At 40.2% G+C, this 24,308-nt stretch carries 25 protein-coding genes; 15 read left to right on the plus strand and 10 right to left on the minus strand.

Annotated features, from left to right (window positions below; genetic code table 11):
• The first annotated feature begins 1 nt into the window (after position 1).
• The 3 genes from ACNARN_RS12815 (at position 2) to ACNARN_RS12825 (ending at position 2,632) form a co-directional block, all read left to right on the plus strand.
• Positions 2–754 (plus strand): amino acid ABC transporter permease, encoded by a 753-nt coding sequence (locus ACNARN_RS12815; protein WP_198632411.1) that lies wholly within the window; start codon positions 2–4, stop codon positions 752–754.
• 127 nt (positions 755–881) lie between these two features.
• The gene (locus tag ACNARN_RS12820; RefSeq protein WP_196534089.1) at positions 882–2,240 is read left to right on the plus strand and encodes an NCS2 family permease; all 1,359 of its coding nucleotides are present in this window, start codon (positions 882–884) and stop codon (positions 2,238–2,240) included.
• An 80-nt stretch (positions 2,241–2,320) separates the two neighbouring features.
• The gene (locus tag ACNARN_RS12825) at positions 2,321–2,632 is read left to right on the plus strand and encodes a monooxygenase (RefSeq protein ID WP_198620091.1); all 312 of its coding nucleotides are present in this window, start codon (positions 2,321–2,323) and stop codon (positions 2,630–2,632) included.
• 49 nt (positions 2,633–2,681) lie between these two features.
• On the opposite strand, the gene ACNARN_RS12830 is transcribed toward ACNARN_RS12825, so the two are convergent.
• Positions 2,682–3,230 carry a GNAT family N-acetyltransferase gene (locus ACNARN_RS12830; protein ID WP_416304530.1) on the minus strand — a complete coding sequence of 183 codons (549 nt, stop codon included), beginning with the start codon at positions 3,228–3,230 and terminating at the stop codon, positions 2,682–2,684.
• A 2-nt stretch (positions 3,231–3,232) separates the two neighbouring features.
• A complete protein-coding gene (locus ACNARN_RS12835; protein ID WP_198632413.1) occupies positions 3,233–4,705 on the minus strand; it encodes a glycosyltransferase family 39 protein in 1,473 nt (490 codons plus the stop codon).
• Positions 4,706–4,893: 188 nt separating this feature from the next.
• Here ACNARN_RS12835 and yihI point away from each other — a divergent pair, with 188 nt between their 5' ends.
• From yihI to ACNARN_RS12860, 5 genes are all read left to right on the plus strand, one after another.
• A complete protein-coding gene (yihI, locus tag ACNARN_RS12840) occupies positions 4,894–5,391 on the plus strand; it encodes a Der GTPase-activating protein YihI (RefSeq protein ID WP_196534093.1) in 498 nt (165 codons plus the stop codon).
• Positions 5,392–5,616: 225 nt separating this feature from the next.
• A complete protein-coding gene (locus ACNARN_RS12845) occupies positions 5,617–7,056 on the plus strand; it encodes a DUF4026 domain-containing protein (protein ID WP_416304531.1) in 1,440 nt (479 codons plus the stop codon).
• Positions 7,057–7,466: 410 nt separating this feature from the next.
• Positions 7,467–7,703, plus strand: coding sequence for a ferrous iron transporter A (gene feoA, locus ACNARN_RS12850; protein ID WP_036914344.1), 237 nt, complete (start codon positions 7,467–7,469; stop codon positions 7,701–7,703).
• Positions 7,704–7,751: 48 nt separating this feature from the next.
• Positions 7,752–10,079, plus strand: a complete 2,328-nt coding sequence (gene feoB / locus ACNARN_RS12855) for a Fe(2+) transporter permease subunit FeoB (RefSeq protein WP_198620095.1) — start codon at positions 7,752–7,754, stop codon at positions 10,077–10,079.
• 19 nt (positions 10,080–10,098) lie between these two features.
• Positions 10,099–10,329 carry a FeoC-like transcriptional regulator gene (locus ACNARN_RS12860; RefSeq protein ID WP_100159654.1) on the plus strand — a complete coding sequence of 77 codons (231 nt, stop codon included), beginning with the start codon at positions 10,099–10,101 and terminating at the stop codon, positions 10,327–10,329.
• A 94-nt stretch (positions 10,330–10,423) separates the two neighbouring features.
• On the opposite strand, the gene bioH is transcribed toward ACNARN_RS12860, so the two are convergent.
• Positions 10,424–11,191: a pimeloyl-ACP methyl ester esterase BioH gene (gene bioH / locus ACNARN_RS12865; RefSeq protein WP_198620096.1), complete on the minus strand. Its 768-nt coding sequence runs from the start codon at positions 11,189–11,191 to the stop codon at positions 10,424–10,426.
• Positions 11,192–11,227: 36 nt separating this feature from the next.
• On the opposite strand from bioH, the gene gntX reads away from it, so the two are divergent.
• From gntX to glpD, 6 genes are all read left to right on the plus strand, one after another.
• Entirely contained in the window at positions 11,228–11,920 is a 693-nt protein-coding gene (gene gntX / locus ACNARN_RS12870; RefSeq protein ID WP_198626290.1) for a DNA utilization protein GntX, read from the plus strand.
• 60 nt (positions 11,921–11,980) lie between these two features.
• Positions 11,981–12,559 (plus strand): Fe-S biogenesis protein NfuA, encoded by a 579-nt coding sequence (nfuA, locus tag ACNARN_RS12875; protein WP_109373704.1) that lies wholly within the window; start codon positions 11,981–11,983, stop codon positions 12,557–12,559.
• A gap of 181 nt (positions 12,560–12,740) precedes the next feature.
• A complete protein-coding gene (gene glpE, locus ACNARN_RS12880) occupies positions 12,741–13,067 on the plus strand; it encodes a thiosulfate sulfurtransferase GlpE (RefSeq protein WP_069369522.1) in 327 nt (108 codons plus the stop codon).
• Positions 13,068–13,086: 19 nt separating this feature from the next.
• Positions 13,087–13,926, plus strand: coding sequence for a rhomboid family intramembrane serine protease GlpG (gene glpG / locus ACNARN_RS12885; protein WP_196533936.1), 840 nt, complete (start codon positions 13,087–13,089; stop codon positions 13,924–13,926).
• A 38-nt stretch (positions 13,927–13,964) separates the two neighbouring features.
• A complete protein-coding gene (locus tag ACNARN_RS12890) occupies positions 13,965–14,723 on the plus strand; it encodes a DeoR/GlpR family transcriptional regulator (RefSeq protein WP_006534541.1) in 759 nt (252 codons plus the stop codon).
• 288 nt (positions 14,724–15,011) lie between these two features.
• Positions 15,012–16,505: a glycerol-3-phosphate dehydrogenase gene (gene glpD, locus ACNARN_RS12895; RefSeq protein ID WP_198620098.1), complete on the plus strand. Its 1,494-nt coding sequence runs from the start codon at positions 15,012–15,014 to the stop codon at positions 16,503–16,505.
• Positions 16,506–16,631: 126 nt separating this feature from the next.
• Here the strand turns inward: glpD and ACNARN_RS12900 are convergent, their stop codons facing one another.
• Entirely contained in the window at positions 16,632–16,985 is a 354-nt protein-coding gene (locus ACNARN_RS12900) for a DUF488 domain-containing protein (protein ID WP_198795024.1), read from the minus strand.
• A 278-nt stretch (positions 16,986–17,263) separates the two neighbouring features.
• Here ACNARN_RS12900 and metF point away from each other — a divergent pair, with 278 nt between their 5' ends.
• Positions 17,264–18,163, plus strand: a complete 900-nt coding sequence (gene metF, locus ACNARN_RS12905; RefSeq protein ID WP_416304532.1) for a methylenetetrahydrofolate reductase — start codon at positions 17,264–17,266, stop codon at positions 18,161–18,163.
• A gap of 50 nt (positions 18,164–18,213) precedes the next feature.
• Here metF and ACNARN_RS12910 read toward each other — a convergent pair whose 3' ends face one another.
• From ACNARN_RS12910 to ACNARN_RS12935, 6 genes are all read right to left on the minus strand, one after another.
• Positions 18,214–18,804, minus strand: a complete 591-nt coding sequence (locus ACNARN_RS12910) for a DUF4291 domain-containing protein (protein WP_198620099.1) — start codon at positions 18,802–18,804, stop codon at positions 18,214–18,216.
• A gap of 196 nt (positions 18,805–19,000) precedes the next feature.
• A complete protein-coding gene (locus ACNARN_RS12915; protein ID WP_416304533.1) occupies positions 19,001–20,098 on the minus strand; it encodes a Fic family protein in 1,098 nt (365 codons plus the stop codon).
• Between the two features lie 108 nt (positions 20,099–20,206).
• Complete coding sequence (locus ACNARN_RS12920; protein WP_109373712.1) at positions 20,207–21,208, minus strand: LacI family DNA-binding transcriptional regulator; 1,002 nt, start codon at positions 21,206–21,208, stop codon at positions 20,207–20,209.
• 54 nt (positions 21,209–21,262) lie between these two features.
• On the minus strand, positions 21,263–22,780 hold the full coding sequence (locus tag ACNARN_RS12925; RefSeq protein ID WP_109373713.1) for a tripartite tricarboxylate transporter permease: 1,518 nt from the start codon (positions 22,778–22,780) through the stop codon (positions 21,263–21,265).
• A gap of 19 nt (positions 22,781–22,799) precedes the next feature.
• Entirely contained in the window at positions 22,800–23,261 is a 462-nt protein-coding gene (locus tag ACNARN_RS12930) for a tripartite tricarboxylate transporter TctB family protein (protein ID WP_109373714.1), read from the minus strand.
• A gap of 57 nt (positions 23,262–23,318) precedes the next feature.
• On the minus strand, positions 23,319–24,293 hold the full coding sequence (locus ACNARN_RS12935; RefSeq protein ID WP_232797607.1) for a tripartite tricarboxylate transporter substrate binding protein: 975 nt from the start codon (positions 24,291–24,293) through the stop codon (positions 23,319–23,321).
• Positions 24,294–24,308: the final 15 nt, after the last annotated feature.

A 24,308-nucleotide genomic window follows, 5' to 3' on the forward strand; every position in this document is an offset into this window, starting at 1 on the left:
TATGGACTTTACTGTTATTGCTGATAACTGGCAGTACCTACTCTTCGGCGCTTATCCTGACGGGCCTTTAGAAGGCGCAGCGCTGACCGTCTTTATCAGTATCATTGCGGGTATTGCATCTATTATTTTGGGTACATTGGGTGGTATTGCACTGGCTATGCTCAGAGGTGTATGGGTTAACCTTTTTGCGGCTTTTTTAGGCTTTTTCCGTGCTATTCCTGTGATTATGTTGATATTTTGGGTCTATTTTCTATTGCCCGTTGTATTGGGAATGGAAATTCCTGAAATCACGACCGTGATTTGTGCTCTCGCGTTGATTACATCGTCTTATATTGCGCACGGTGTCAAAGCGGGTATTTTGGCAATAGGGAAAGGGCAATGGCAGGCAGGATTATCTTTAGGATTTAATCGTTGGCAAGTCCTATGGCATATCGTATTACCGCAAGCATTGCGAATGATGGTGCCTTCATTTATAAATCAGTGGATAGCCTTAATCAAAGATACTTCATTAGCCTATGTGGTGGGTGTGGGTGAACTTTCTTTCTTAGCGACACAGGTCAATAACCGCAGTATGGTTTATCCAATGGAAGTCTTTTTATTTGTGGCCTTCGTCTATTTTGTTCTCTGTTTCTCATTAGAAATTATTGCCAATAGAGTGGCTAAATTATTCTCAACACAAAAAGAGAAACGCCCTTTTTGGCAAATAATCTTTCCTGTTAAAAAACAGAAATTCATTGAGAAACGTTTAGGTTAATCACTCAAAAGCACTCATTTTCTAGATTTCATCCCTTACAGACGCAATCGATTACTTTTTTAGGTGCGGTTCTGGTTTTATTTGTGTAGGATAAAGCGAAAAACATTTTTTTTGGGATCTTTTGTCTATGAGCATGTCATCACCAAATTCTGGTTCACAGGGTTTGCTCCAACGTGTGTTTAAGCTACAAGAACACGGTACAAACGCTCGCACTGAACTAATTGCGGGTATCACGACTTTCTTAACGATGGTTTATATTATCTTCGTTAACCCTCAAATCCTCGCTGCTGCGAATATGGATATCAAAGCCGTCTTCGTGACGACCTGCTTAATTGCAGCTTTCGGCAGTATTTTAATGGGACTCGTTGCAAATTTACCTATTGCGGTTGCCCCTGCAATGGGTCTAAACGCCTTCTTTGCCTTTGTCGTTGTTGGCGCAATGGGCTATTCATGGGAAGTCGCGATGGGTGCGATTTTCTGGGGTGCAGTAGGACTGTTTTTACTGACCCTCTTTCGTATTCGTTATTGGATAATTGCCCATATCCCATTGAGTTTACGTGTTGGTATTACGAGCGGTATCGGGCTGTTTATCGCCATGATGGGGCTAAAAAATTCGGGTATTATTATTCCGAATAATGACACCATCGTCACTATTGGTAACTTTGCCTCTCATAACGTGTTATTAGGTGCCTTAGGCTTTTTTATTATCGCCATTCTTGCCGCACGTAATATTCACGCCGCAATTCTTATCTCAATTGTTATCACCACTGTTATTGGTCTTCTCTTAGGGGATGTTCAATATCAAGGCATCTTTGCTATGCCGCCTTCTATCACCACTGTTGTTGGCAAAGTGGATATTGTCGGTGCTTTAGATATTGGTCTTTCTGGTGTTATTTTTGCCTTTATGTTGGTTAACTTATTTGACTCATCAGGCACATTAATTGGTGTAACAGATAAAGCGGGTCTAACCGATGACAAAGGCAAATTTCCACGCATGAAACAAGCGTTATACGTCGATAGCTTAAGTTCTGTTGCAGGCTCTGCAATGGGTACATCTTCTGTCACTGCCTTTATCGAAAGCACTTCAGGGGTTTCTGTTGGTGGCCGTACAGGCTTAACCGCGGTTGTTGTTGGTATTCTTTTCCTACTCGCTATCTTCCTATCACCACTTGCAGGCATGGTGCCAAGCTACGCAACGGCTGGTGCATTGATTTATGTGGGTGTGTTAATGACATCAAGTTTAACGCGCGTGAAATGGGATGATTTAACAGAATCTGTTCCTGCCTTTATCACTGCGGTAATGATGCCATTTAGCTTCTCAATCACCGAAGGTATTGCGCTTGGTTTTATTGCCTATTGTGTGATGAAAATAGGGACTTTCCGCTGGAAAGAAATTAACCTGTGTGTTGTGATTGTTTCACTACTGTTTATTTTAAAAATATTACTGATTGATACTCATGTTATTGATTTGAATAATTTATTCTAACACTCAATAAATTAAGATCATTATGATACAGACAAAACGGCACCAATAACGTGCCGTTTTTTATAAGAAAAGAGGTGATTATGCACGTGCTTCTACAAGTAGATTTCCCGTATCATGGCCCTTTCGGTGATGAAATGACACAAGCCATGGATACATTATCTGCATCAATCAACCAAGAGCCTGGCTTTATTTGGAAAATTTGGACTGAAAATAAAGAAACACAAAAAGCGGGAGGTATTTATCTTTTTGATTCAAAAGAAAACGCTCAAGCTTATTTAGATAAACACAGTGCTCGATTAAAATCTTTTGGTATTCCAGAAGTACGTGGTGATATTTTTTCAGTAAATCAGGCGTTAAGCTTAAAAAATCAAGCCTCTTTTTTGGCTAAGTAGCGACAAGCACAAGTGTTATATCTCACTTGTGCCTTTCTATTTTCTGCAATTACTCTACTTTGGTGGGCAATAACAACCCAAAAATAGCAGAATCAGACACTTCATCACCCACAATCCAACGCTGTTTAAGATACCCTTCTTGTTCAAAACCTAATTTCGCTAACAACGCAGCTGATGCTTTATTATCTGGGTGGATATCCACTTCTAAACGGCGAACAGATAGATGTGTATGGAGATACTCAATAAACGCCACCATAGCTTCTTTCATCATGCCTTTTCCTTGATAAATTGTATCAAGGCAATACCCTATTTCGCCACGTCGTGAATTAGGATAATGGTTAAAGAAAACACACATTCCCATTAATGTATGTGTTGCCTTATCAATTACCGCTAAGCGCAGATACTCTTTTCTTTCCATATGAGTGATATCTTGAATAATATCTTCCTGCGCTTCTTGCAGTGATTGCCAAGGGAGATGGCTCCAGTAGCGCGTCACTTCAGGTGAACTCATGATCTTAAACCAATCTTCAGCATCCCCCATTTCAAAGGGACGCAATATCAATCTTTCTGTTTCGACCCGAATATCAGCGTAACGCATCTCTACTTTTCCTTATGTGTTTTTGGAGCCACAAAAGCAATACAAACTGGCTCAGTAATGGCATCTGGTTCAGCACGGAACATTATCTCTTGAGTATCGGCTATTTTTAAACTCGGCCAGTGCTTTAATCCTTCATCAAAATGTGCTTTTTCACAGTAATAACCAACTTCACTCACCAATACGACACCTTTTTCTTCTAATTGTTGAAGTGTAATATGTCGATTATAAATATTAGGAGGTTGCACATTCTCTTCTAACACCCAAGGCTGTGAAGATAATGGTCTATCTTTACCATAAAAAGTCACCCATTCATGCATATACTCACCGCCCACATACGCAAGTGGCGTGTGATAATGTTGATGCCAAGCTTGTTCAACATCTTGCACAAAGTTTTTTACGCCAATAAATTTTTGTCCTGCATTACGCACATTAGCGGCTTGAACGACTGTATAACCAGAAACAACCAACATACCAAAAGCACCTAAACCATACAGTGCGCCACGTAATGAACGTTTAGGCATTACACTAATTGAGCCCACAAAAAGTGCAGTCGCAATCGACATAAAGGGTTGTAACCACTCGCTGATACGCCCCCCTTCATGAAAACTAAACCAGATAAAAATAATCGTTAATGGAAACAGAAAAATAAAATTGAGTAATTGGCTATCTTTAGAAGCAGACCAACTTACACGTCCACCATAAAAACGTAAAATTCCCCACATTAAAACCACAGGGTAAAAAACGGTCAGCGCAGCACGCGTTGTACGTAAATTAAAACGATTTTCAATTTGTGAGTCGACCCACTTAAACGCTGCAAAGTCGGTTTGCCATAACCAAATAAAATTGGGAATAACAAAAGCAAACCAAATAGCTAATGCTAAATAGAAATAAGGAGAACAATAGCTTGCTCGAACTTTAGGCACAAAAAGGCTTGATAAAAACACAGAACCGATAAAAGCTAATGATGAATACTTCCCCATTGTGGCAATGCCCATAGCGATAGCGAAGCCAATCCAATACTTTTGATTATCATTAATCGCACAAAGGAAAAAATAGAACGCCCATGCCCAACAACCAACTAGAATATAGTTATCGTTATAAGGGATAATATCAAAGTTGATAACACCAGATAAATTAAGCGCCAACATAGCAAACCAAGCTAAGTTCGTATTTTGTGTCAACTTGTAGGCTAAGTTCCAAACGCCTAGTAGCCCAACAGCAATGACAATAAAGTGGATAAAATACCAATAAAAGCTAAAATCGATACCGCCGTAAATAGCGGGTGTCATTATAAAACCCACAAACCAAGGATTTTTGGGGGAGCCCCACCCTCCGTTAGTGCCCCAATTGACAGCCTCAACGGCATCATAAGGCACGGTAGGGTCAAAGAGATAACTCACTAAGATCCAAAGAGTCGCATAACCAATAACCCACCAATATACTGGTTTACGTAATTGTGCAGATGATAATGTCATAATAAATAGAAATTTAAGTTAATTAATTTAATTTAGTCGTTAATTGACGTCACAACACAGTAAAGTATAGTGAAATGAACCGCACATTGTACGTGAGCAAAAATTAAATTGTCTTAAATTTGCGCTTTTATTGAAATTTTGTTTCTGATAGATTGCGCAACCAAGAAGATCACTATCGAGTTACCATTATGAATATGATTAAAAGAAAGCCCGCAGCTAAAGCACGTAAGAAATCGCGTGAAGAGCTGAACGCGGAAGGACGTGAACGTAAACGTCAAAAGAAACACCGTGGCAATCCTGCCGGTAACCGTCAGCAGGAAGCGGAAAATAAACAGCAAGCGAACAATACAGCGCCGAAAGATCCACGTATTGGTAGCAAAAAACCGATCCCTCTGATTGTGGGCGATGCACCAAAAGTTGCGAAGAAAAAACCTGCGCCAGTTAAAGCAGAGCCCGTTCGTTTAACGCCTGAGCAAGAGTTAGACCTATTAGAAAACGATGCACGCTTAGATGAATTACTGTCTCGTCTTGAAAACGGTGAAAAACTCAATGCAGAAGAGCAGGCTTATACTGAGAAAACCCTTGATCGCATTGATGAATTAATGGTTGAGCTAGGTATTGAGTTTGAAGATGATGACGATGAAGAAAAAACTGAAGACATCATGCAATTATTGAAAGGTAAATAATCAAAAGGCTAATCATTTGCCTTGATTAGCTTACATCTAACGGATATCAATAACTTATTGATATCCGTTATTTTTTATAGCTCGCTCTCTCTTTTACTTTTCATTAATACTCATTATTAACAATAGATTAAATAACCCTCTCAAGCTCAGATAACTCCATCTATTCCTCTCTTGTTATCCCTGATATCCTATTTTTCTATCTTTAATATACGAGTGATAAAAAATATGGATAACAGACAGCAGTACTTAGATATCGCAGCTGGGCAAGGAGAAAAAGTGCCCTCTCGTATAGTGGCCTTCCCTGCACAGCCACTAAACTATGCGCTTATTGAACAACGCTTAGAAGAACAGACCGATTACACTGATGGCGAGATAAATTATCTAAGTGAAAATATTGACGATGGTTTTTTCTATCGCTGCCAACATGGTGATGACGAGTTACATTTTTTTGTCTGTCTTTACCCTCGTGATAAAGATTACGAAATACGTCCAATGTATTCGACTGATGAACTTACACCACAACTACTCGCGCATGCGAATTCGACAACTCAAGATTTATTATTAGAAACACTTTTTACTGAAACTTTGCATCCTTTAGCAAGCTATCGCCATCAACTGAATTTTCTTAATATCATCGCACCTGAAATGGTCTTAGTATTAGATGAATCAGCGGCAGGTAAGGCATTAACACCTGAGTGGATACGCTTCCAATTAGAAACGCCCGATCTCTATCCTGAAGTAGAAAGCTTATATGTTATTCATGCTGTCTATGACACAGAAAATGATCCACCAACGATGTTCTGGTTTCATACGCATGGATTAGCGCGCTGCGGTTTAACCGAAGTCGATTTAGTTATTCCAAGTATGCTTGAATCTTACTATGGTATTCCTGAGCTCTTCCGCTGCTTTGTTAACAACAGTATTAATCATCGTCAAATTGAATTTGGTGAACCAATGCTTTGTGGTCAAACATCATCAGGTTTGGAGTATCTTGTTGCATTACCTTTTGAAGAAGGTATTCGCCATATTAATCAATCAACACCTCTCGAAAATCTTAGACCTTTAGAAGAGATGCGTTATGACACAGAAGGCGCACCAAATGGTGTTTTCTTGGGTGATTTAGCCGATCGTGATGAATATCATCAACATCCTTCCTCTATGCTATTTAGAACCAATGAAGAAAATCCGGTTTTAGAAACCTTCTTTAAAGGTTATGAAGAGCAGCAAGCGATGATGCTACTGCGTAGCAATGAAGAAACCTATGAGATGTCTGAAAAAGCCAAGCGACGCTGGGAATACTTCGTTTCTATGTTTGATAACTACAATCAACCACCTGTTGAGAAAAAAAGTGGTTTTCTCTCCAAATTATTAGGAAAAGACAAACCCGAAGAGACTGAAAACCCGTGGCAGTTTATGATCAAATTCGGTATTCCTTATGGTGAAGAGGAAGAGCTAGAGCATATGTGGTTTGTGCCACAGTCTCGTGATGGAGACACCATTTATGCAAAATTACTCAACGTGCCATTTTATGTTGAGGATATGCAAGAAGGTGAAATCTATCCTATCAACACCGCATTAATAACTGATTGGGTCGTTTCATACGAAGACAATAGTTATACCCCGAACAATATTTACCAACTTTTTAGCCACCAACAAACTCACTAATTAGCGGGTATTCACAATAACAACGCGAGCTTTTCATTTAAAAAACGATGAAGAGCTCGCCATGCTAATCGCCTTAAAATCTGCTGTCATATTGTGACCCGTTAATATTATCAATTGATTGTTATATTGTTGCTACATTGACATTTCAAATCTTCACATTCTGTTTTTGTCTAGTAACAGATAAGGTAAACAGTCTATTTTCATCTCAATATCTTTTCTCTGGTTGATTTAAATCAAGTGCAGATATGCATAGACTAGGCTAAATTATACCCAATAAGGATAATTATAATTCTCATTAGCATTAAAAATATTTATTATAATTAACCTTAATATTATTATGTGAATTCTCATACACGTTAATAATTATCAGTATCATTATTCTTTGTATCAATATTCGTGGAAGGACAATCATGTCTCTGATCCCAAATCACAGTTATAAAATCTTGAGCTACTCACCTCAGATTAGCCCAGCATACAGACAAAAATTATTATCTTTAGGTATGTTACCTGGCGCTGTGTTTAACGTTATTCGTATCGCACCACTGGGTGATCCTATTCAAATAGAAACGCACCGAGTATCCCTAATTTTGAGAAAAAAAGATCTCGCACTCATTAATCTTAGCGAAGTGGTTCATAACGAAAAATAATCGTTATTTCTCATTCAACCAGGCAAGACAACTATTGGCATCACTATTATGACTCCTCTCACTATAGGCCTTATCGGTAATCCCAATGCTGGTAAAACAACACTCTTTAATCAGTTAACAGGCTCTCGCCAGCGTGTAGGTAACTGGGCGGGTGTAACGGTCGAACGCAAAGTTGGTCGTTTCACAACTGCAAATCATAAAATTGAGCTCGTCGATTTACCCGGAACTTACTCTTTAACGACAATCTCAGAGCAGACATCGCTTGATGAGCAAATTGCCTGCCATTTCATTTTAAGTAATGAAGCAGATATGCTGATTAACGTGGTTGATGCATCAAATCTTGAGCGTAACCTCTATTTGACATTGCAACTACTTGAGCTTGGTATTCCGTGTATCGTGGCATTAAATATGCTCGACATTGCAGAACACCAAGATATGCAAATTGATATCAAGGCACTTTCAGAGCAACTGGGTTGCCCTGTTATTCCAATGGTTTCAACCAAAGCATCAGGTATTGATAAACTCAAAGAAGCCATTGATACCTTCCCTGCTGAAAAGAAAAAACCACAAGAATTACTGACGTCTTATCCGATATGGTTACTTAATGAAGTCGAGGCACTTGCTGAAAAAATTAATCACGATGAGTTTAATTTACAGCAACGTCGTTGGATGGCATTACAGTGTTTAGAGGGTGATATCTATACTCACCAACGTGCTCAAGTCACTAGTGAAGATATCAAAACCATTCGCCAACGAATTCAAGACGAACATAACAATGAACCCGAATTAGTCATTGCAGATGCCCGTTATCAAAATATTGAGCGTATCTGCCATACCGTGATTAATATGGAAGCCATTAAGCCGAATATTCTGACGCAAAATATCGATAAAGTGATATTAAACCGTTGGTTAGGTGTTCCTATCTTCCTGTTTGTTATGTACTTAATGTTTGTGCTCGCAATTAACATTGGTGGTGCTTTACAGCCTGCTTTTGAAGGTGGCTCTGAAGCTATCTTTATCCATGGTATTCAATGGATTGGTGCAACCTTTAACTTCCCTGAGTGGCTAACGATTTTCCTTGCTCAAGGTGTCGGTGGTGGTATCAATACCGTTCTGCCATTAGTGCCACAAATCGGGATGATGTACCTGTTCTTATCTATTCTTGAAGATTCAGGTTATATGGCGCGAGCTGCCTTTGTGATGGATAGATTGATGCAGGCTCTGGGTTTACCAGGTAAATCATTTGTACCACTTATTGTCGGTTTTGGCTGTAACGTACCTTCCATTATGGGTGCGCGTACACTGGATGCACCAAGAGAACGTCTGATCACTGTATTAATGGCACCGTTTATGTCCTGTGGTGCTCGCTTAGCAATCTTTGCGGTTTTTGCCGCTGCATTCTTTGGCAAAAATGGCGCGAGTGTTGTTTTCTCGCTCTACCTTCTCGGTATTGTCGTCGCCATTCTCACTGGTTTACTGTTAAAACACACCATTATGCGTGGTGAAGCCTCACCTTTCGTAATGGAACTGCCGGTTTATCACGTTCCTCACCTAAAAACGTTACTGATGCAAACATGGCAACGTCTAAAAGGCTTCGTGGTACGTGCAGGTAAAGTCATTATTATCGCCAGTATGTTTATTGGTGCGTTAAACAGCTTTACCTTCTCAGGTAAACCTGCGGATAACATCAATGATTCTGCATTAGCGTCTGTCAGTAAAGTGATCACACCATTACTTCAACCTATTGGTGTTCACAGTGATAACTGGCAAGCAACGGTTGGTTTAGTCACTGGTGCAATGGCGAAAGAAGTGGTAGTAGGAACATTAAATACCCTCTATACCGCAGAAAGTATTGTTAATGAGCCTTTTGATCCTGAAGAATTCGACCTGTGGGGCGAAATTGGTGACGCCTTTGGTGAAACATGGGATAGCTTAAAAGAAACCTTCACGCTAGCTGCGCTTTCTAACCCAATTGAAGCCAGTAAAGGTGATGGCGAAATGGATACCGGTACAATGGGCACCATGGGCGCTAAATTTGGTTCAGGCATTGCGGCATACAGCTACTTAATCTTTGTTTTACTGTATGTACCTTGCGTTTCAGTCATGGGTGCTATTGCCCGTGAAACAAGCCGTGGATGGATGACTTTCTCTATTCTTTGGGGATTAAATATTGCTTACTCATTGGCAGCCCTGTTCTATCAAGTGGCAACCTTCAGTGAACATCCACAAAGCAGTGGCATAACGATTGCTGCTGTGGTTATCTTCAACTTAATTTTATTTATCTTGTTGCGTAATGCGCGTAGTCGCCTAACAATTAACTTAAGCAATAAGCCTTCATTGTCTAAACAATGTTGTTCAAAAGGTAGTTGTCACTAAGTGACAAAGGAAAAGTAAGATGGCAAGTCTGATAGAAGTACGTGATTGTATCGCCCTTAATGGTCGAGCCGATGCCCGTCTTATCAGCCATCAACTCAATATGCCTGAACCTTTGGTGCAAGCAATGTTAGAGCGGCTCACATTGATGGGTAAGCTTGAAGAGGTGGATGTAGAAGATTGTCTCACAGGCAGTTGTAAAAGTTGCCCTGAAGCCACCGCATGCCAAACAAAGCTTTATCAATTACGCTGATACGTTATAAAAAAACTAAACCCCTATTTATTGTAGGGGTTTAGTTTTTCTCCAAGAAAAACAATATTCGGGTTCTATCTTGACGGATCTGAAATCATTTTTTACATGCGTTAATAAGTACATCACTAAATTCATCAGGGTGCGAAATAAACGGAGCATGTGCAGCATTACGGAAAATAACAGAAGGCGATTGAGGATAAATAGCATCTAATAATCCAGCCACTTTTCGAGGCACTAACCCATCTAAATAACCATAGAAACGAATAAAAGGGCAACGCAAAGCTTTCAACTCTTCTCGTAAATCTTCAGTACGCAAAATTTCTAGCCCCCCATTAAGAACCTCAACAGAAGGCAGTGGTTGATCTAATACCACGGATTTTAACGCTTTCATATCCTCACGCGCACTCTGGGTGCCTAACGTTTGTAGCGCTAAAAAGCGCTCAACGGTGCGATGAAAATTCTCATTTAATTGCTGCTCAAAGCCTTTTAAAACCTCAGGTTTGATACCTGGCCAATCATCATGGGCGCCAAAGCAAGGCGAAGATGCCACCGTAACCAAGGCTTGTACATGATTGGGATTATCTAAAACCACACGGCTCGCCACTAATCCACCTAAAGACCAACCTAACCAAATTGCATTTTCAGGGGCGTTGGCAAAAACAATCTCTGCCATCTCTTTTAATGTAAGAGCAAGAAAACCTTGGCTACGACCATATCCAGGGAGATCAACGAGATGCAGTGTAAAATGCGAGTTTAATCGCGGTATTAATGATTGCCAAACCTGTGCATTCAATCCCCATCCGTGTAATAGCACAAGATGCGTTTTTCCTTCACCTATTGTCTGCCAATACAATTTATTCATTGTTATGCTCTCTTTTCTTTTACAAGGATGTTCATTATGTGGATAACAATAGCAGGATATTGTTGGTTATGTCGTCAACCCTTACATTATGATACTAAAGGTATTTGCTCGAGTTGTATTCGCTATTTACCTAAACAGCATAATCGTTGCCCATGCTGTTTATATCCCTCATCCCACTCTATGATGCTATGTGGACGCTGCTTACAATCGCCTCCACCATGGAAACAGATGTTGACAGTCACTGACTATCAACCACCATTAAATAAATTATTACACCTTTATAAATACCAACCTCGCCCTCAAATAGCGTTATGTCTTGCACGACTTTTTCTATTGCGATGGCTTTCACATCGGCGAGAAAATTTGGTGCAGAAACCCGATAGAATTATTAGCGTTCCTTCACATCGTCATCGCCGTTGGTCTAGGGGCTTTGAGCAAGTAGAAGCTATCGCTAAGCCTTTGGCAAGGTGGCTAAATTGTGCTTATCAACCGGATACCCTGATAAGAACTCGTGCTACACTGGTGCAAACGCATCTTAATGCCAAGCAAAGGCAACAAAATTTAAAGAATGCATTTGTATTAAATAACACAGTGTCGGTATCAGGGAAAAATCTGGCACTAATTGATGATGTTATCACTACAGGTGCGACATTAAAGAGCATTATACCTTTGTTATTTCGTGCGGGAGCACGCTCTGTTGAGGTATGGGCGATTTGTCGAACCTTGTAGTTAACCGCCAATTGGGCGTATGATAACCAACCAGAACAGTCAACTATTGAGCAAGACGATATGATTATTATTACTGATGCCGCACAGGCGCATTTTGCCAAACTACTGGCTAACCAAGAACCCAACACCCAAATTCGTGTATTCGTTATCAATCCAGGCACACCTAATGCTGAATGTGGCGTTTCATATTGCCCACCTGATGCCGTAGAGCCAAACGACACTGAAATTAAATTCGAAAAACTTTCTGCGTATGTTGATAACATCAGCGCACCTTTCTTAGAAGATGCGGAAATTGACTTTGTCACTGACCAACTGGGCTCACAATTAACCCTAAAAGCACCTAACGCAAAAATGCGTAAAGTCGATGCTGATGCACCGTTAATTGAACGCGTAGAATACGTACTACAATCACAAATTAACCCGCAATTAGCGGGTCATGGTGGTCGTGTTAGTCTGATGGAAATCACTGAAGACGGTTATGCTATCTTACAATTCGGTGGTGGTTGTAACGGTTGTTCCATGATTGATGTCACCTTAAAAGATGGTATCGAAAAAGAACTGTTAAACCTGTTCCCAGAAGAGTTAAAAGGTGTGAAAGATTTAACTGAACACCAACGCGGTGAACACTCCTACTACTGATATCCCTCAGTATCACATCCCCTATGGTACTCACCTGCACTGATATCATGGGGGATTTGTTTATTAAAATAATCATTTACAAAGTGTAACGTCATCTTTACCGATTTGACGTTATGATAAATGTATCGTTCTCTCGCTCAGAACAAATAAATCAATTAACAATATAATAAATAAGACAATTATGGATAAGTTTCAATTTCTCAGCATTGAACAAGCCTATCAATTCTGGACATCTCAATCGGCGATATTAGTTGATGTAAGAGATCCCCAGAGTTATCGCATAGGTCATGCTACCGGCGCATTTCATCTCACTAATGATACGCTAAACCAATTTTTACAAGATGCTGATTTTGATGTGCCTGTTATGGTGATGTGTTATCACGGTCATAGCAGCCAAGGTGCAGCTCAATATCTGGTCAATATGGGCTTTGAAACCGTTTATAGTATTAATGGTGGTTTTGAAGCATGGCTAAGAGAGTTTCCACAAGCGATAACTTCTCTGCAATAACTACAGATGAGTTTTATTAATGATCCACATTATTACGCTTTCTAACCCTCAAGCGGCTGATTTATTTGTCAATTATATGGCAACGAAAGGTGTGCGAATTCACGCAAAAAATGAAAATCAGCAAATCTCACTTTGGTTAGAAGACCAACATCAGTTGGATATGGTTGAAAAAGAACTAAACACTTTTCTACGTGAGCCTTTTCACCCACGCTATCAAGCTGCAAGTTGGCAAACTGGTGATCCGCAAAAAACAGGCATAAAATATCGTCCTGCATTTTCGATAAAAAATATGGTGCAACGATCAGGCCCTTTAACGGTACTGGTGATTATTTTATGTATCCTCGTTTTTATCTGGCAACAAGTGGTGGGTGACTATAATGTTATGCTCCACCTCGCATGGCCTTATGAAGAGAGTCTAGACTTTGAAGTCTGGCGCTATATCACACCAGCTTTTGTTCATTTTTCATTGATGCATATCGCCTTTAATCTCGCCATGTGGTGGTATCTCGCCAGCCAAACAGAACAGCAACTCGGCACCAGTAAATTATTTGTGATTATGCTCGTTTCTGCGCTATTTAGTAATTGGGCACAATCACTGTTTACAGACTCCAACTTCGGTGGACTTTCTGGTGTTGTGTACGCATTAATCGGCTATGTAGGCTTAACGGGCATACGTAATCCAGAAAAAGGTATTGGTGCGCCAACAGGCTTAATCGTCTTTTCGATTTTGTGGATTGTAGCGGGTTATATGGGCGTTTTAGGTGACTCTATCGGAAATGCCGCACATTTTGCAGGCTTCCTTATCGGCTTATTGATGGCTTTGTGGGATAATCGACATCAATTATCTCGTGGATCATAATAAAATTAACATGATATTTTTAACATTAGGGGACACCTGTGAAGCAAACGCAACGACATGATGCCATCATTGAACTGGTACGCCTACAGGGCTATGTCAGCACTGAAGAATTGGTGGAGCATTTTGAAGTCAGCCCACAGACAATCCGACGTGATTTAAATGAATTAGCGGAAAAGAACAAAATCCAACGTCATCACGGTGGTGCAGCATTACCTTCAAGCTCCGTGAATACGGCTTATCATGATCGTAAAATTATGTGGTCTGATGAAAAATCACGTATCGCACAACGAGTAGCAAGCTTAATTCCAGATGGTGCAACACTGTTTATTGATATCGGCACAACACCTGAAGCTGTCGCACATGCATTAATTAACCACAAAAACCTACGTATCGTGACCAACAACCTCAATGTGGCAACGTTACTGATGGGCAAAGAAGACTTTCGCTTAATTCTTGCGGGTGGTGAAGTGCGTACACGAGATGGTGGTATTGTCGGTGAAGCTACGCTTGATTTTATCTCTCAATTCCGTCTTGATTACGGTATTTTGGGGATAAGCGGTATTGATATGGATGGTTCTCTACTTGAGTTTGATTACCATGAAGTTCGCACTAAACGCGCAATTATCGAAAACTCACGCTGTGTAATGTTGGTGACTGACCATTCTAAGTTTGGTCGTAATGCAATGGTTAATTTAGGTAATATGAATCTGATCGATTACTTATTTACCGATCAAGAACCACCAGCGGGGATCCAAAAAATTGTTGAGCAGCACAACGTTCAACTCGAATTATGTTAATTTAGCAATTCTCCTAAAAAGTACCTCTCGAGGTACTTTTTTTTCGTCTATTCTCAATAAAAACCTGATTAACTTATTCTATTTTCTCTCTTTTTTGTTAACACATTAACAATGTTGTTTATTTCTAATAAACACACAGTTTATGTGGATATGATAATAAATTGTTATCCATATCACGCGGTTATGTTTTTTATCAGTTATATAGTTGGCATTTTCATCAAACTTCATTACAATTATGAGCGAAAACGAACATTAAAGAATTGTTTCGCGCATTCGTAGGAGGATGTTATGAAAACTCAAGACTTGATTGTCATCGGCGGCGGAATAAACGGCGCTGGAATTGCGGCGGATGCAGCTGGCCGAGGCCTTTCAGTACTTATGCTGGAAGCTCAAGACTTAGCAAGTGCGACATCTTCCGCAAGCTCTAAACTTATTCATGGTGGTTTACGTTATCTCGAACACTACGAGTTTCGCTTAGTGAGCGAAGCACTGGCAGAGCGTGAAGTATTATTACGCTTAGCGCCACATATCGCATTTCCAATGCGCTTTCGTCTGCCACACCAACCCCATTTGCGTCCAGCTTGGATGATCCGCATTGGTTTATTCCTTTATGATCATTTAGGAAAACGCGTGAGCTTACCAAGCAGTAAAGGCATTAAATTCGGCGCAAACTCTGTTTTAAAACCTGAATTAACACGCGGTTTTGAATATTCAGACTGTTGGGTTGATGATGCACGTTTAGTGGTACTCAACGCACAAGAAATCGTTCGTCGTGGCGGTGAAGTACGCACACGAACTAAAGTCACTCGTGCTTGGCGTGAAAATAATTTATGGATGGTAGAAGCACAGGATTTACGTACTGGCGAAACCTCGCTCTATCAAGCAAAAGCACTTGTCAACGCAGCTGGCCCTTGGGTTAAAACACTGTTTGATGAAGGCTTAAAACTGAAATCACCTTATGGTATCCGTTTAATTAAAGGTAGCCATATTGTTATTCCTCGTGCTCATAACGAACCACAAGCGTACATCTTACAAAATGAAGATAATCGTATTGTCTTTGTTATTCCTTGGATGGATGAGTTCTCTATCATCGGTACTACGGATGTTGAATATAAAGGCGATCCTAAAGACGTAGCGATTGATGACAATGAAGTTCAGTACTTACTGAAAGTCTACAATGATCACTTCAAGAAACAACTGACCAAAGAAGATGTGGTTTGGGATTACTCTGGTGTGCGTCCATTATGTGATGATGAATCTGATTCACCACAAGCGATCACGCGTGACTATACCTTAGATGTTCACGATGATAATGGCCAAACTCCTCTGCTATCGGTATTTGGCGGTAAATTAACCACTTATCGTAAATTGGGTGAACACGCCGTTGATAAACTCATTGCTTATTTTCCTAATATGGGTAAAGCATGGACTAAAAATGGTCAATTACCGGGCGGTAATTTAGAAGGCTGTGATCGTGATGGTTATTCACGTTTAATTCGCCAACGTCACCCTTGGTTACCAGAAGCACTGGCACTGCGTTTTGCACGTACTTATGGTAGCAATACCGAATTACTGCTCGAAGGCATTACTGATTTAGCGGGTATGGGCGAAAACTTCGGTCATAACCTGTATGAAGCAGAATTACGTTATTTAGTGAAACATGAGTGGGTTATCGAAGTTGATGATGCAATTTGGCGTCGTACTAAACTCGGCATGTGGCTCAATGACGAACAAAAACAACGTATTACCCAATGGTTAGCAGCAAATACTCAAAATTCATAAGAGTAGTCATACTATTCTCTGACTCTGTTCGATGTTTTTATTAGCAATTTTTGTGGCGCCTAATACCGCGCCACTTTTTTTTTGCTTTTTTCATATCAAAATCATCGAAATACCCTAAATTAACCACTATTTAAGCTGTTTTTCTAGAAAGGCTTTTAACACGGTAGCATTGTTTTGTTGCTCATCTTTTCCTGAATAAAGTAATACCAAAGGCTTCTCTTTTGCTATCGCAACAAGCGATTGCCAATGTTCTGGTGCCGCCATTAATTCTTGGAGATAACGTTGTGTGAATTCAGCAAAATCACCGCTGCCTCCATGAAACCATTTTCGCAATTCGGTCGAAGGCGCAACGCCTTTATTCCACTCGTCATAATGAAAATCGGTCTTTTTCACACCTCTCGGCCACAGCCTATCGACTAATACGCGATAACCTTCATGCATTCCGTCTTTATCACCATAAACACGTTTACAAGTGATCATTTCGCCTCCCATCAATCAGTTAGTTCGTTTTATTGTAGAAGAAAAATCACCCAACTTATCAGGTGATACACTCACTTTTCTCACAAATACGTCTTACAACATGAATTTTTCTCTTATTGTGACTGAATTATCCTCATCAAAAATAGGGTGAATAGTTGTTGACTAAATAACCTAATTAAGAGAATCTACATCTAGACGTCTAAATGGTTAGATGGGCAAATAAGTAGTGATACTTAATAGAAATAACAACACAGTGACACGATTGATGAGGTACAGGTATGAGCTTTTATCACGCAAGCCAACATGAAGCGCTAAACCAAAATCTTGCTGAACTTGATGGCCAGATCCAAGTTTCCTTTGAATTTTTTCCACCTCAAACTGAGGAGATGGAAAACACCCTTTGGCAATCTCTTGCGCACTTAAATACCTTAAAACCGAGCTTTGTCTCTGTCACTTATGGCGCAAATTCAGGTGAACGTGATAGAACACACTCCATTATTAAAAGCATCAAAGAACGTACAGGACTAGAAGCGGCTCCTCATTTGACCTGTATTGATGCCAGCCGTGAAGAGTTACAGCATATCGCACAAGATTATTGGCAAAGTGGTATTCGCCACATTGTGGCATTACGGGGCGATTTACCTGATAACACTCAAAAACCTGATATGTACGCCACCGATTTAGTGCATTTACTTAAAGGGGTGGGCGATTTTGATATTTCTGTGGCGGCTTATCCTGAAGTGCATCCTGAAGCCAAAAGTGCGCAAGCAGATTTAATCAATTTAAAAAGAAAAGTCGATGCCGGAGCCAACCGTGCGATCACCCAATTTTTCTTTGATGTCGAAAGCTATTTACGTTTTCGTGACCGCTGCGTTTCAACAGGTATTGATGTTGAAATTGTGCCAGGAATTTTACCTGTCACTAATTTTAAACAGCTAAAACGCTTTGCTGGTTTAACCAATGTAAAAATTCCGGGTTGGATGCATAAAATGTTTGATGGGTTAGATAACGATCCTGAAACCCGTAGTCTAGTAGGCGCTTCTATTGCCATTGATATGGTGAAGATTTTAAGCCGTGAAGGAGTCAAAGATTTTCACTTTTATACACTTAATCGTTCAGAATTAACGTATGCTATTTGCCATACGCTGGGTGTTCGCCCTGAACTTATCAAAGCATGATCCTATAACACAATTACCCCGCCAATTAAGCGGGGTGACATTTTGATGAATTATTCACCAAAGTGATAAGGCTTTTCTACGGGTAATAGGCTGTATGCGGTGTCTAAATCACCATTAGCAATACAAGTATCTATTTTACGTACCTTATCGGTAATATCTGTAATATTCACAATCCACTCTTTGCAATATTTTTCAACGGCTTGATTACGCAAGCCAATTTGAATGGTGCGATAGCTGAGTCGATTAAGATAAATATCACGTTCAGGATCCCACTGAATGCGAATATTACTGGTTTCTGATGCCTCTTTCCACGCGTCTGCACTGGCGTAACGGTCTGGATCAAAATGACTCACAACACCTTGTGTCAGCATCTCTTGAAAACCTTCATGCGTAATATCAACCGCAAGAATAGATGCCTGATTAGCATCTTTGCGTCCCCAGCCAGAACGGTACATCATCCAAAGAAAGGAAGGTTTTACCCACGTCATGCGGGTCATACTAAAAGGGGGCGAAACAAAAGTTCCGTTTGCGACTGCGCTCTGAGCAATAGTATTAGAATAGGCTTGGTAAACACGAACAAAATCATCCGTATAATATGCCCTTACTTCGCACTCAGGACATCGGTCAACATCATCGTTCATCTTTCTTTAATATCCTTTTATATTAATAAAATGGAACTATACGCTTAAATTATGAGCCTCTGATCACAGATAATCAAGAGCCCCTATTTTTGTTAAGACTCTATAAATAGAGTAACGCGCGTTCACAAAAATAAAAAAAAGAATAACAGTAAAACAAACAGACTCATGTCGCGATTGTGGTTTAATAATAACAAACCTAGTCTTGCAAAATATATCTCACACTCCGTCCACCAGCACCGCTATCCGCTAAAAATCCGTGTTCAACCAGAAATGCTAAATGCCTTGTCGCACTGGCTCGGCTAACTTTTGCTACACTTTTATATTGGCTATTATTAATTCCATCAACAAAATCCCCACCAAGCATTCTATTAATCACTTTTGATTGCTCTGATGATAACAACGCTTGATCGTGAGTTTGCCAATATTTTGTTGCCCTTACTGTATTATCAATTTCATGGGTCGCATCCAAAATCGATAATTGAAGCATTTGTAAAAACCATTGAAGCCATAATGTAATATCGCCATCACCTTTTTGCATATTTTCGATGACGTCATAATATTCTTGGTGATGCTCATTAATCGTTTTTGACATTGCATATAGCCTTACTGTTTTATTCTCAGCTTGAGCCAATGCTAAATCCATAATTAATCTGCCTATCCGACCATTTCCATCTTCAAATGGATGAATAGTTAAAAACCAAAAATGTGCAATAGCCGCTCGAATAATTAAATCAGGTTCATAATGAGTTCTCGTTTCATTAAACCAGTCTAAAAATAAAGCCATTTCTGTTTCTATTGATTTTGGTGGTGGTGCTTCAAAATGAACAATGGGCTTATCAATTCTTTTACCCGAAACAACCTGCACAATACCTGTTCGATATTGCCCTGAAGTAATCGGATTTAAAATAGAGTGTCCCTGAGGAAATAAGAGGTTATGCCACTGAAATAACCGCTCATGCGTTAATGGCTCATCTAAATTATTAATCGCATCTAATGCCGCTTGAACAAAACCTTCTGATTTTTCATCAGTAGGATATGTTTTTTCCTCTACAATGCCTAATCGAGTTGCTAATGAAGAGCGAACAGAAAAAGCATTTAACTTTTCACCTTCAATATCACTCGAATAAATAATATTCGCCAAAATAGAATCTAATGCTGAAGTGCTATTTTCAGGCAACATTTGGCTTTGCCCATAAAGCATCCCTTGAATAAAACGGGTATCAATAAGCAACGGTATGATTGTATTGCTTTTAAATCTGAAATGAGTCCAGTTTGAATGTTGCCAAATCCACATAAATCACCCCATGAGTCAAATACAAACTCTATTCTACTCACAAAGTGAGGCGAATAGAAAGCTTAATCTACTCACAAAGTGAGGCGAATAAGTTTGCTAATTGACTCATTAGGCTGGAATGAGACGTTCAATAAGCTGTGTTTTGATAAGTGCAGGCGCTTTCACAACAGTGCCTGAAATTTTTGCCGTCATGATTTCAAAGGCTTTTTCTACCAATAACGCTTCGTCCTGCTTCATGGACCACACATTATTCGGTAAAAAGCTGAGCATCACATGATCATCGAATGTACCAATATGAAGATGAGCAGGGATACTCCCTTCACGTTGACGGATAACACTCAATAAACCTTCAAGAATAGGCAACGATGAAGCAATAAAATGAGAAGGTATTTGCTGATGTTGTTCCAAATACTGTTTCATCATCCGCTCACCATCTTTGGTCGTATTATGTTCAGCATAAGAGACAGTGACGCGGTTATCATCACCATAATGCCCTTTTATGGCTTGCACATAACCGCGCAAACGAGCGGCAATAGTTGGTAATAATGCATCACCCGCAAAAAAGTGGATTGGCGCATCTTGCTTTATCATCGCTCTTGTCAGCTGAGCACCACTGTCACAGTTATCTGAAGCGACACAAATAGCTTCACTAACAGAGAAATCTCTATCTAAAAAAACCAATGGTTTTTGACGATGCTTAACATGATGTAGCTGATTTTTGCGGCTAGACGAAACAATAAAAATGCCATCAACATTGCGCTCGTCCATTGATTTAACGAGCTTATTTTCATTTTTGATATCACCATAAGTACAGCTAATCGTTAGCTGACAACCAATTTGGTGACAATGCATCTCTAATTTTTCAGCTAAAGCGGCAAAGAATGGGTTAGAAAGGCGAGGAATAACCAATCCGTAGGTATCTGTTTTATTAAGCTTTAAGCTTCTAGCCGCATGATTGACGGTATAACCAAACACCTCAACATAGTCTGCTATCTTCTTTTGCGTTTTTGCACTGATCCGGTATTGATCACCTTTGCCATTTAATACCAATCTGACTGTGGTAATAGACAAATTCAGGTCATTTGCAATCTGTTCAACTGTTTTTGCCATTAATATTCCATCATTGATATAGCCCTCATCTTAATGATGAGGGCTGATTAACCTTTATTGAGCAGGCTTAGCTCGGTATTTCTTCCACATCGCTTTTAACGAAGGTCCAATAATGGGTAGGATCAACGTCAGTATCGCAATACCTAAGAATGTCGCTGTAATTGGGCGTGTATACAGGATAGATAAATCACCCTGAGACATCATTAAAGCACGGCGTAAGTTTGATTCTGCCATCGGCCCTAAGATAATCCCGATAACCACAGGAGACATGGAGAAATCAAGCTTAATCATAATGTAAGCGAGTAACCCTGCCCCCATCATCACAAACACATCGATGATGCTATGGTTCACAGAATAAGCACCTACACTACATAATACAAAGATAATTGGTACTAATACGCGACGCGGAACATCCATCACTCGAACGAAGAGTTTCATACATAAGAAACCTAAGATACCGAGGAAAATATTCGCCATCATCAAACCAATAAAGATACTGTTAACTTCAACTGGATTGTCAGTAAAGAGCTGAGGCCCTAATGCCAATCCTTGAACCATAAATGCACCCATGATAATAGCAGTTGCACCATCACCTGGAATACCTAAGGTCATTAAAGGCACCATGGTTCCGCCTGTCACTGAGTTTGCACCGGCTTCTGGTGCAGACACACCTTCTGGTGAACCATGACCAAACTCTTCAGGGTGTTTAGACCAACGTTTTGCTTCGTTATAAGAGATAAATGATGAGATATCTCCACCTGTACCCGGAATAGCTCCAATCGTTGTACCAATAGCAGAAGAGCGTAAATATGTTGGTAATACGCGTTTAAAATCTGCCCACGTTGGTAATACACGGTGAATACGTGCATTAATTTTTTCGTTTTTCTTCTGCTTACGCTCACGGTACTCTTCTTCGAAGCTAATAAGTCCTTGAGAGAAAGCAAACAGGCCAACTAGGATAGGAATAAATGAAACACCACCCATTAAATACACAGTATCAAAGGTAAAACGAGGTCCTGATGTCATCGGATCAAGTCCAATGGTTGCGATTGCTAAACCAATTGCCCCGCCCATTAATCCTTTCACAATCGATTGCGATGATACACTGGTAATAATACTTATGCCAAATACAGCGAGTGCAAAATACTCAGCAGCAGAGAAACCCGTCGCTACTTTTGCCAATTGAGGCGCAATAACAATCAGGGCAATCGTACTAAAGATCCCCCCAAACATAGAGCCCATCGTAGATAAACCCAGTGCTCTTCCTGCTTCACCTTTTTTCGCCATTGGATAACCATCCAATACCGTAGCAGCAGAAGCGGGTGTTCCTGGTGTACTTATTAGTATTGCGGTAATTGAGCCACCATATACGGCACCACAATACATCCCCAATAATAATAAGATCCCTGTCATTCCTTGGAAGGAGTAAGTTAATGGGAGAAGCAATGCAATCCCCATATTCACTGTTAGGCCTGGTAATGCGCCGATAATAATACCCGCGAATACCCCCAACAGGATCATCGTTATCGTTTCCAGACTGAAAACGACCATTAAAGCGTCTAGTATTTCCATCTCAAAGCTCCTTTACCGCTTACTCAAAAAAGACGGAGGTTGGCAGAGGTGAATTAAAGATAATGTCAAAGAAGACATAAACGGCGGCAACCATTACGACTGGAATAATAACCAGCGCAATAGGCTTTCTTTCATTCATCAACCACATAATGATTGGGATAAGAAGCAATGACGGAATAATAAAACCAAAAAAATACAAGCCAGTTGCATATAGCAGCATAAAAATGCCTAAGCCATAAGCACGCTTAACCGCAGTCGAACTTAAGTCAACAGATTGGTGAACGTGTTTTACTTTTTGCACAATCACACCTATCCATTGAAAAATCCCCAGTAAAACAAATAAGATGGCTAAACCATAAGGCCAGAAGCGCTCTCCTGGTACACCATATTCATCAAACATACTCATATCACGGGAGAGATAGATAATAAGTAGCCCAAAAGCTACTGAAATCGCACCGATGATTGTATTGATTTTAGTCATGTCGGGATCTCCCCGACCCTATCCAGCTTGCGGATAGGGTGGTTTATCATAGAAAGGTTATTTTTTCAGAGTTGCTGAAATTAACTCAGCATACATTTCGTGGTCTTCTTTCATCATTTGGTAAGCATCGTCACCTGTGATGTAAACAGGCATAATACCTTGTTTTTTCAGTGCTTCTTGATATTCAGGTTTTTGAACCACTTCAGAGAATGCACCGACTAACTCTTTCTTCACGTTATCAGGGACATTAGCTGTTGTTGCTAATACAGCCCAAGCACGCATTTTCACGTTAGTGTCTAATTTCAATGCTTCTTTGAAAGTAGGTACGGCTGGGAATAATGGGAAGCGACGCTCATCCATTACACCAAGAACACGTAGAATACCAGCATCAACTTGAGATTTAACTGCACCCGGCGTTGTTAATACGCCATCAAGGTGGTTACCCACTAAAGCAGCGATTGAAGGGCCTGTACCTTCGTTATAAGGGATATGGTTAAATTTAGCCCCCGTGGTACGTTCGATATTAACACCCGCTAAGTGATAAATAGCACCCATCCCTGAGTTACCCACTTTCAGTTTACCTGGGTTCGCTTTCGCGCCATCGATAAACTCTTGTAACGTGGTGTAAGGTGATTCTGCATTAACAACTAGCACCACTGGATCAGCGATAGTTGTTGCGATTGGGGTGAAGTCTTTATAAGTAACTGGTGATTTTCCTTGGTGTGGGAACATCGCAAGTTCAACGGTTGTCATTACTAATTTCGTGCCATCTGGACGCGCATTAGCAACTTCAATCAGCCCCGTTAAACCATTACCCGCAGGCTTATTCACAGGAACGAAAATACGTCCAGCCGGCATCACATCTTTTGCAAATTCAATGATAGTACGTGCAGAAGTATCAGTACCACCGCCTGGATTTTTCGGGATGACAACATCAATATTTTTTGTAGGATACGTTAACTGTTGGGCAACTGCGTTCCCCATGCCCAGTGTCATCGTAATCGCCAACGCTGCGAGTAGACTCTTTTTCATAAAACCCTTTCTCCA

The organism is Proteus sp. TSJ240517 (genome assembly GCF_047921575.1).
In the GTDB taxonomy this organism is placed as follows: Bacteria; Pseudomonadota; Gammaproteobacteria; order Enterobacterales; family Enterobacteriaceae; genus Proteus.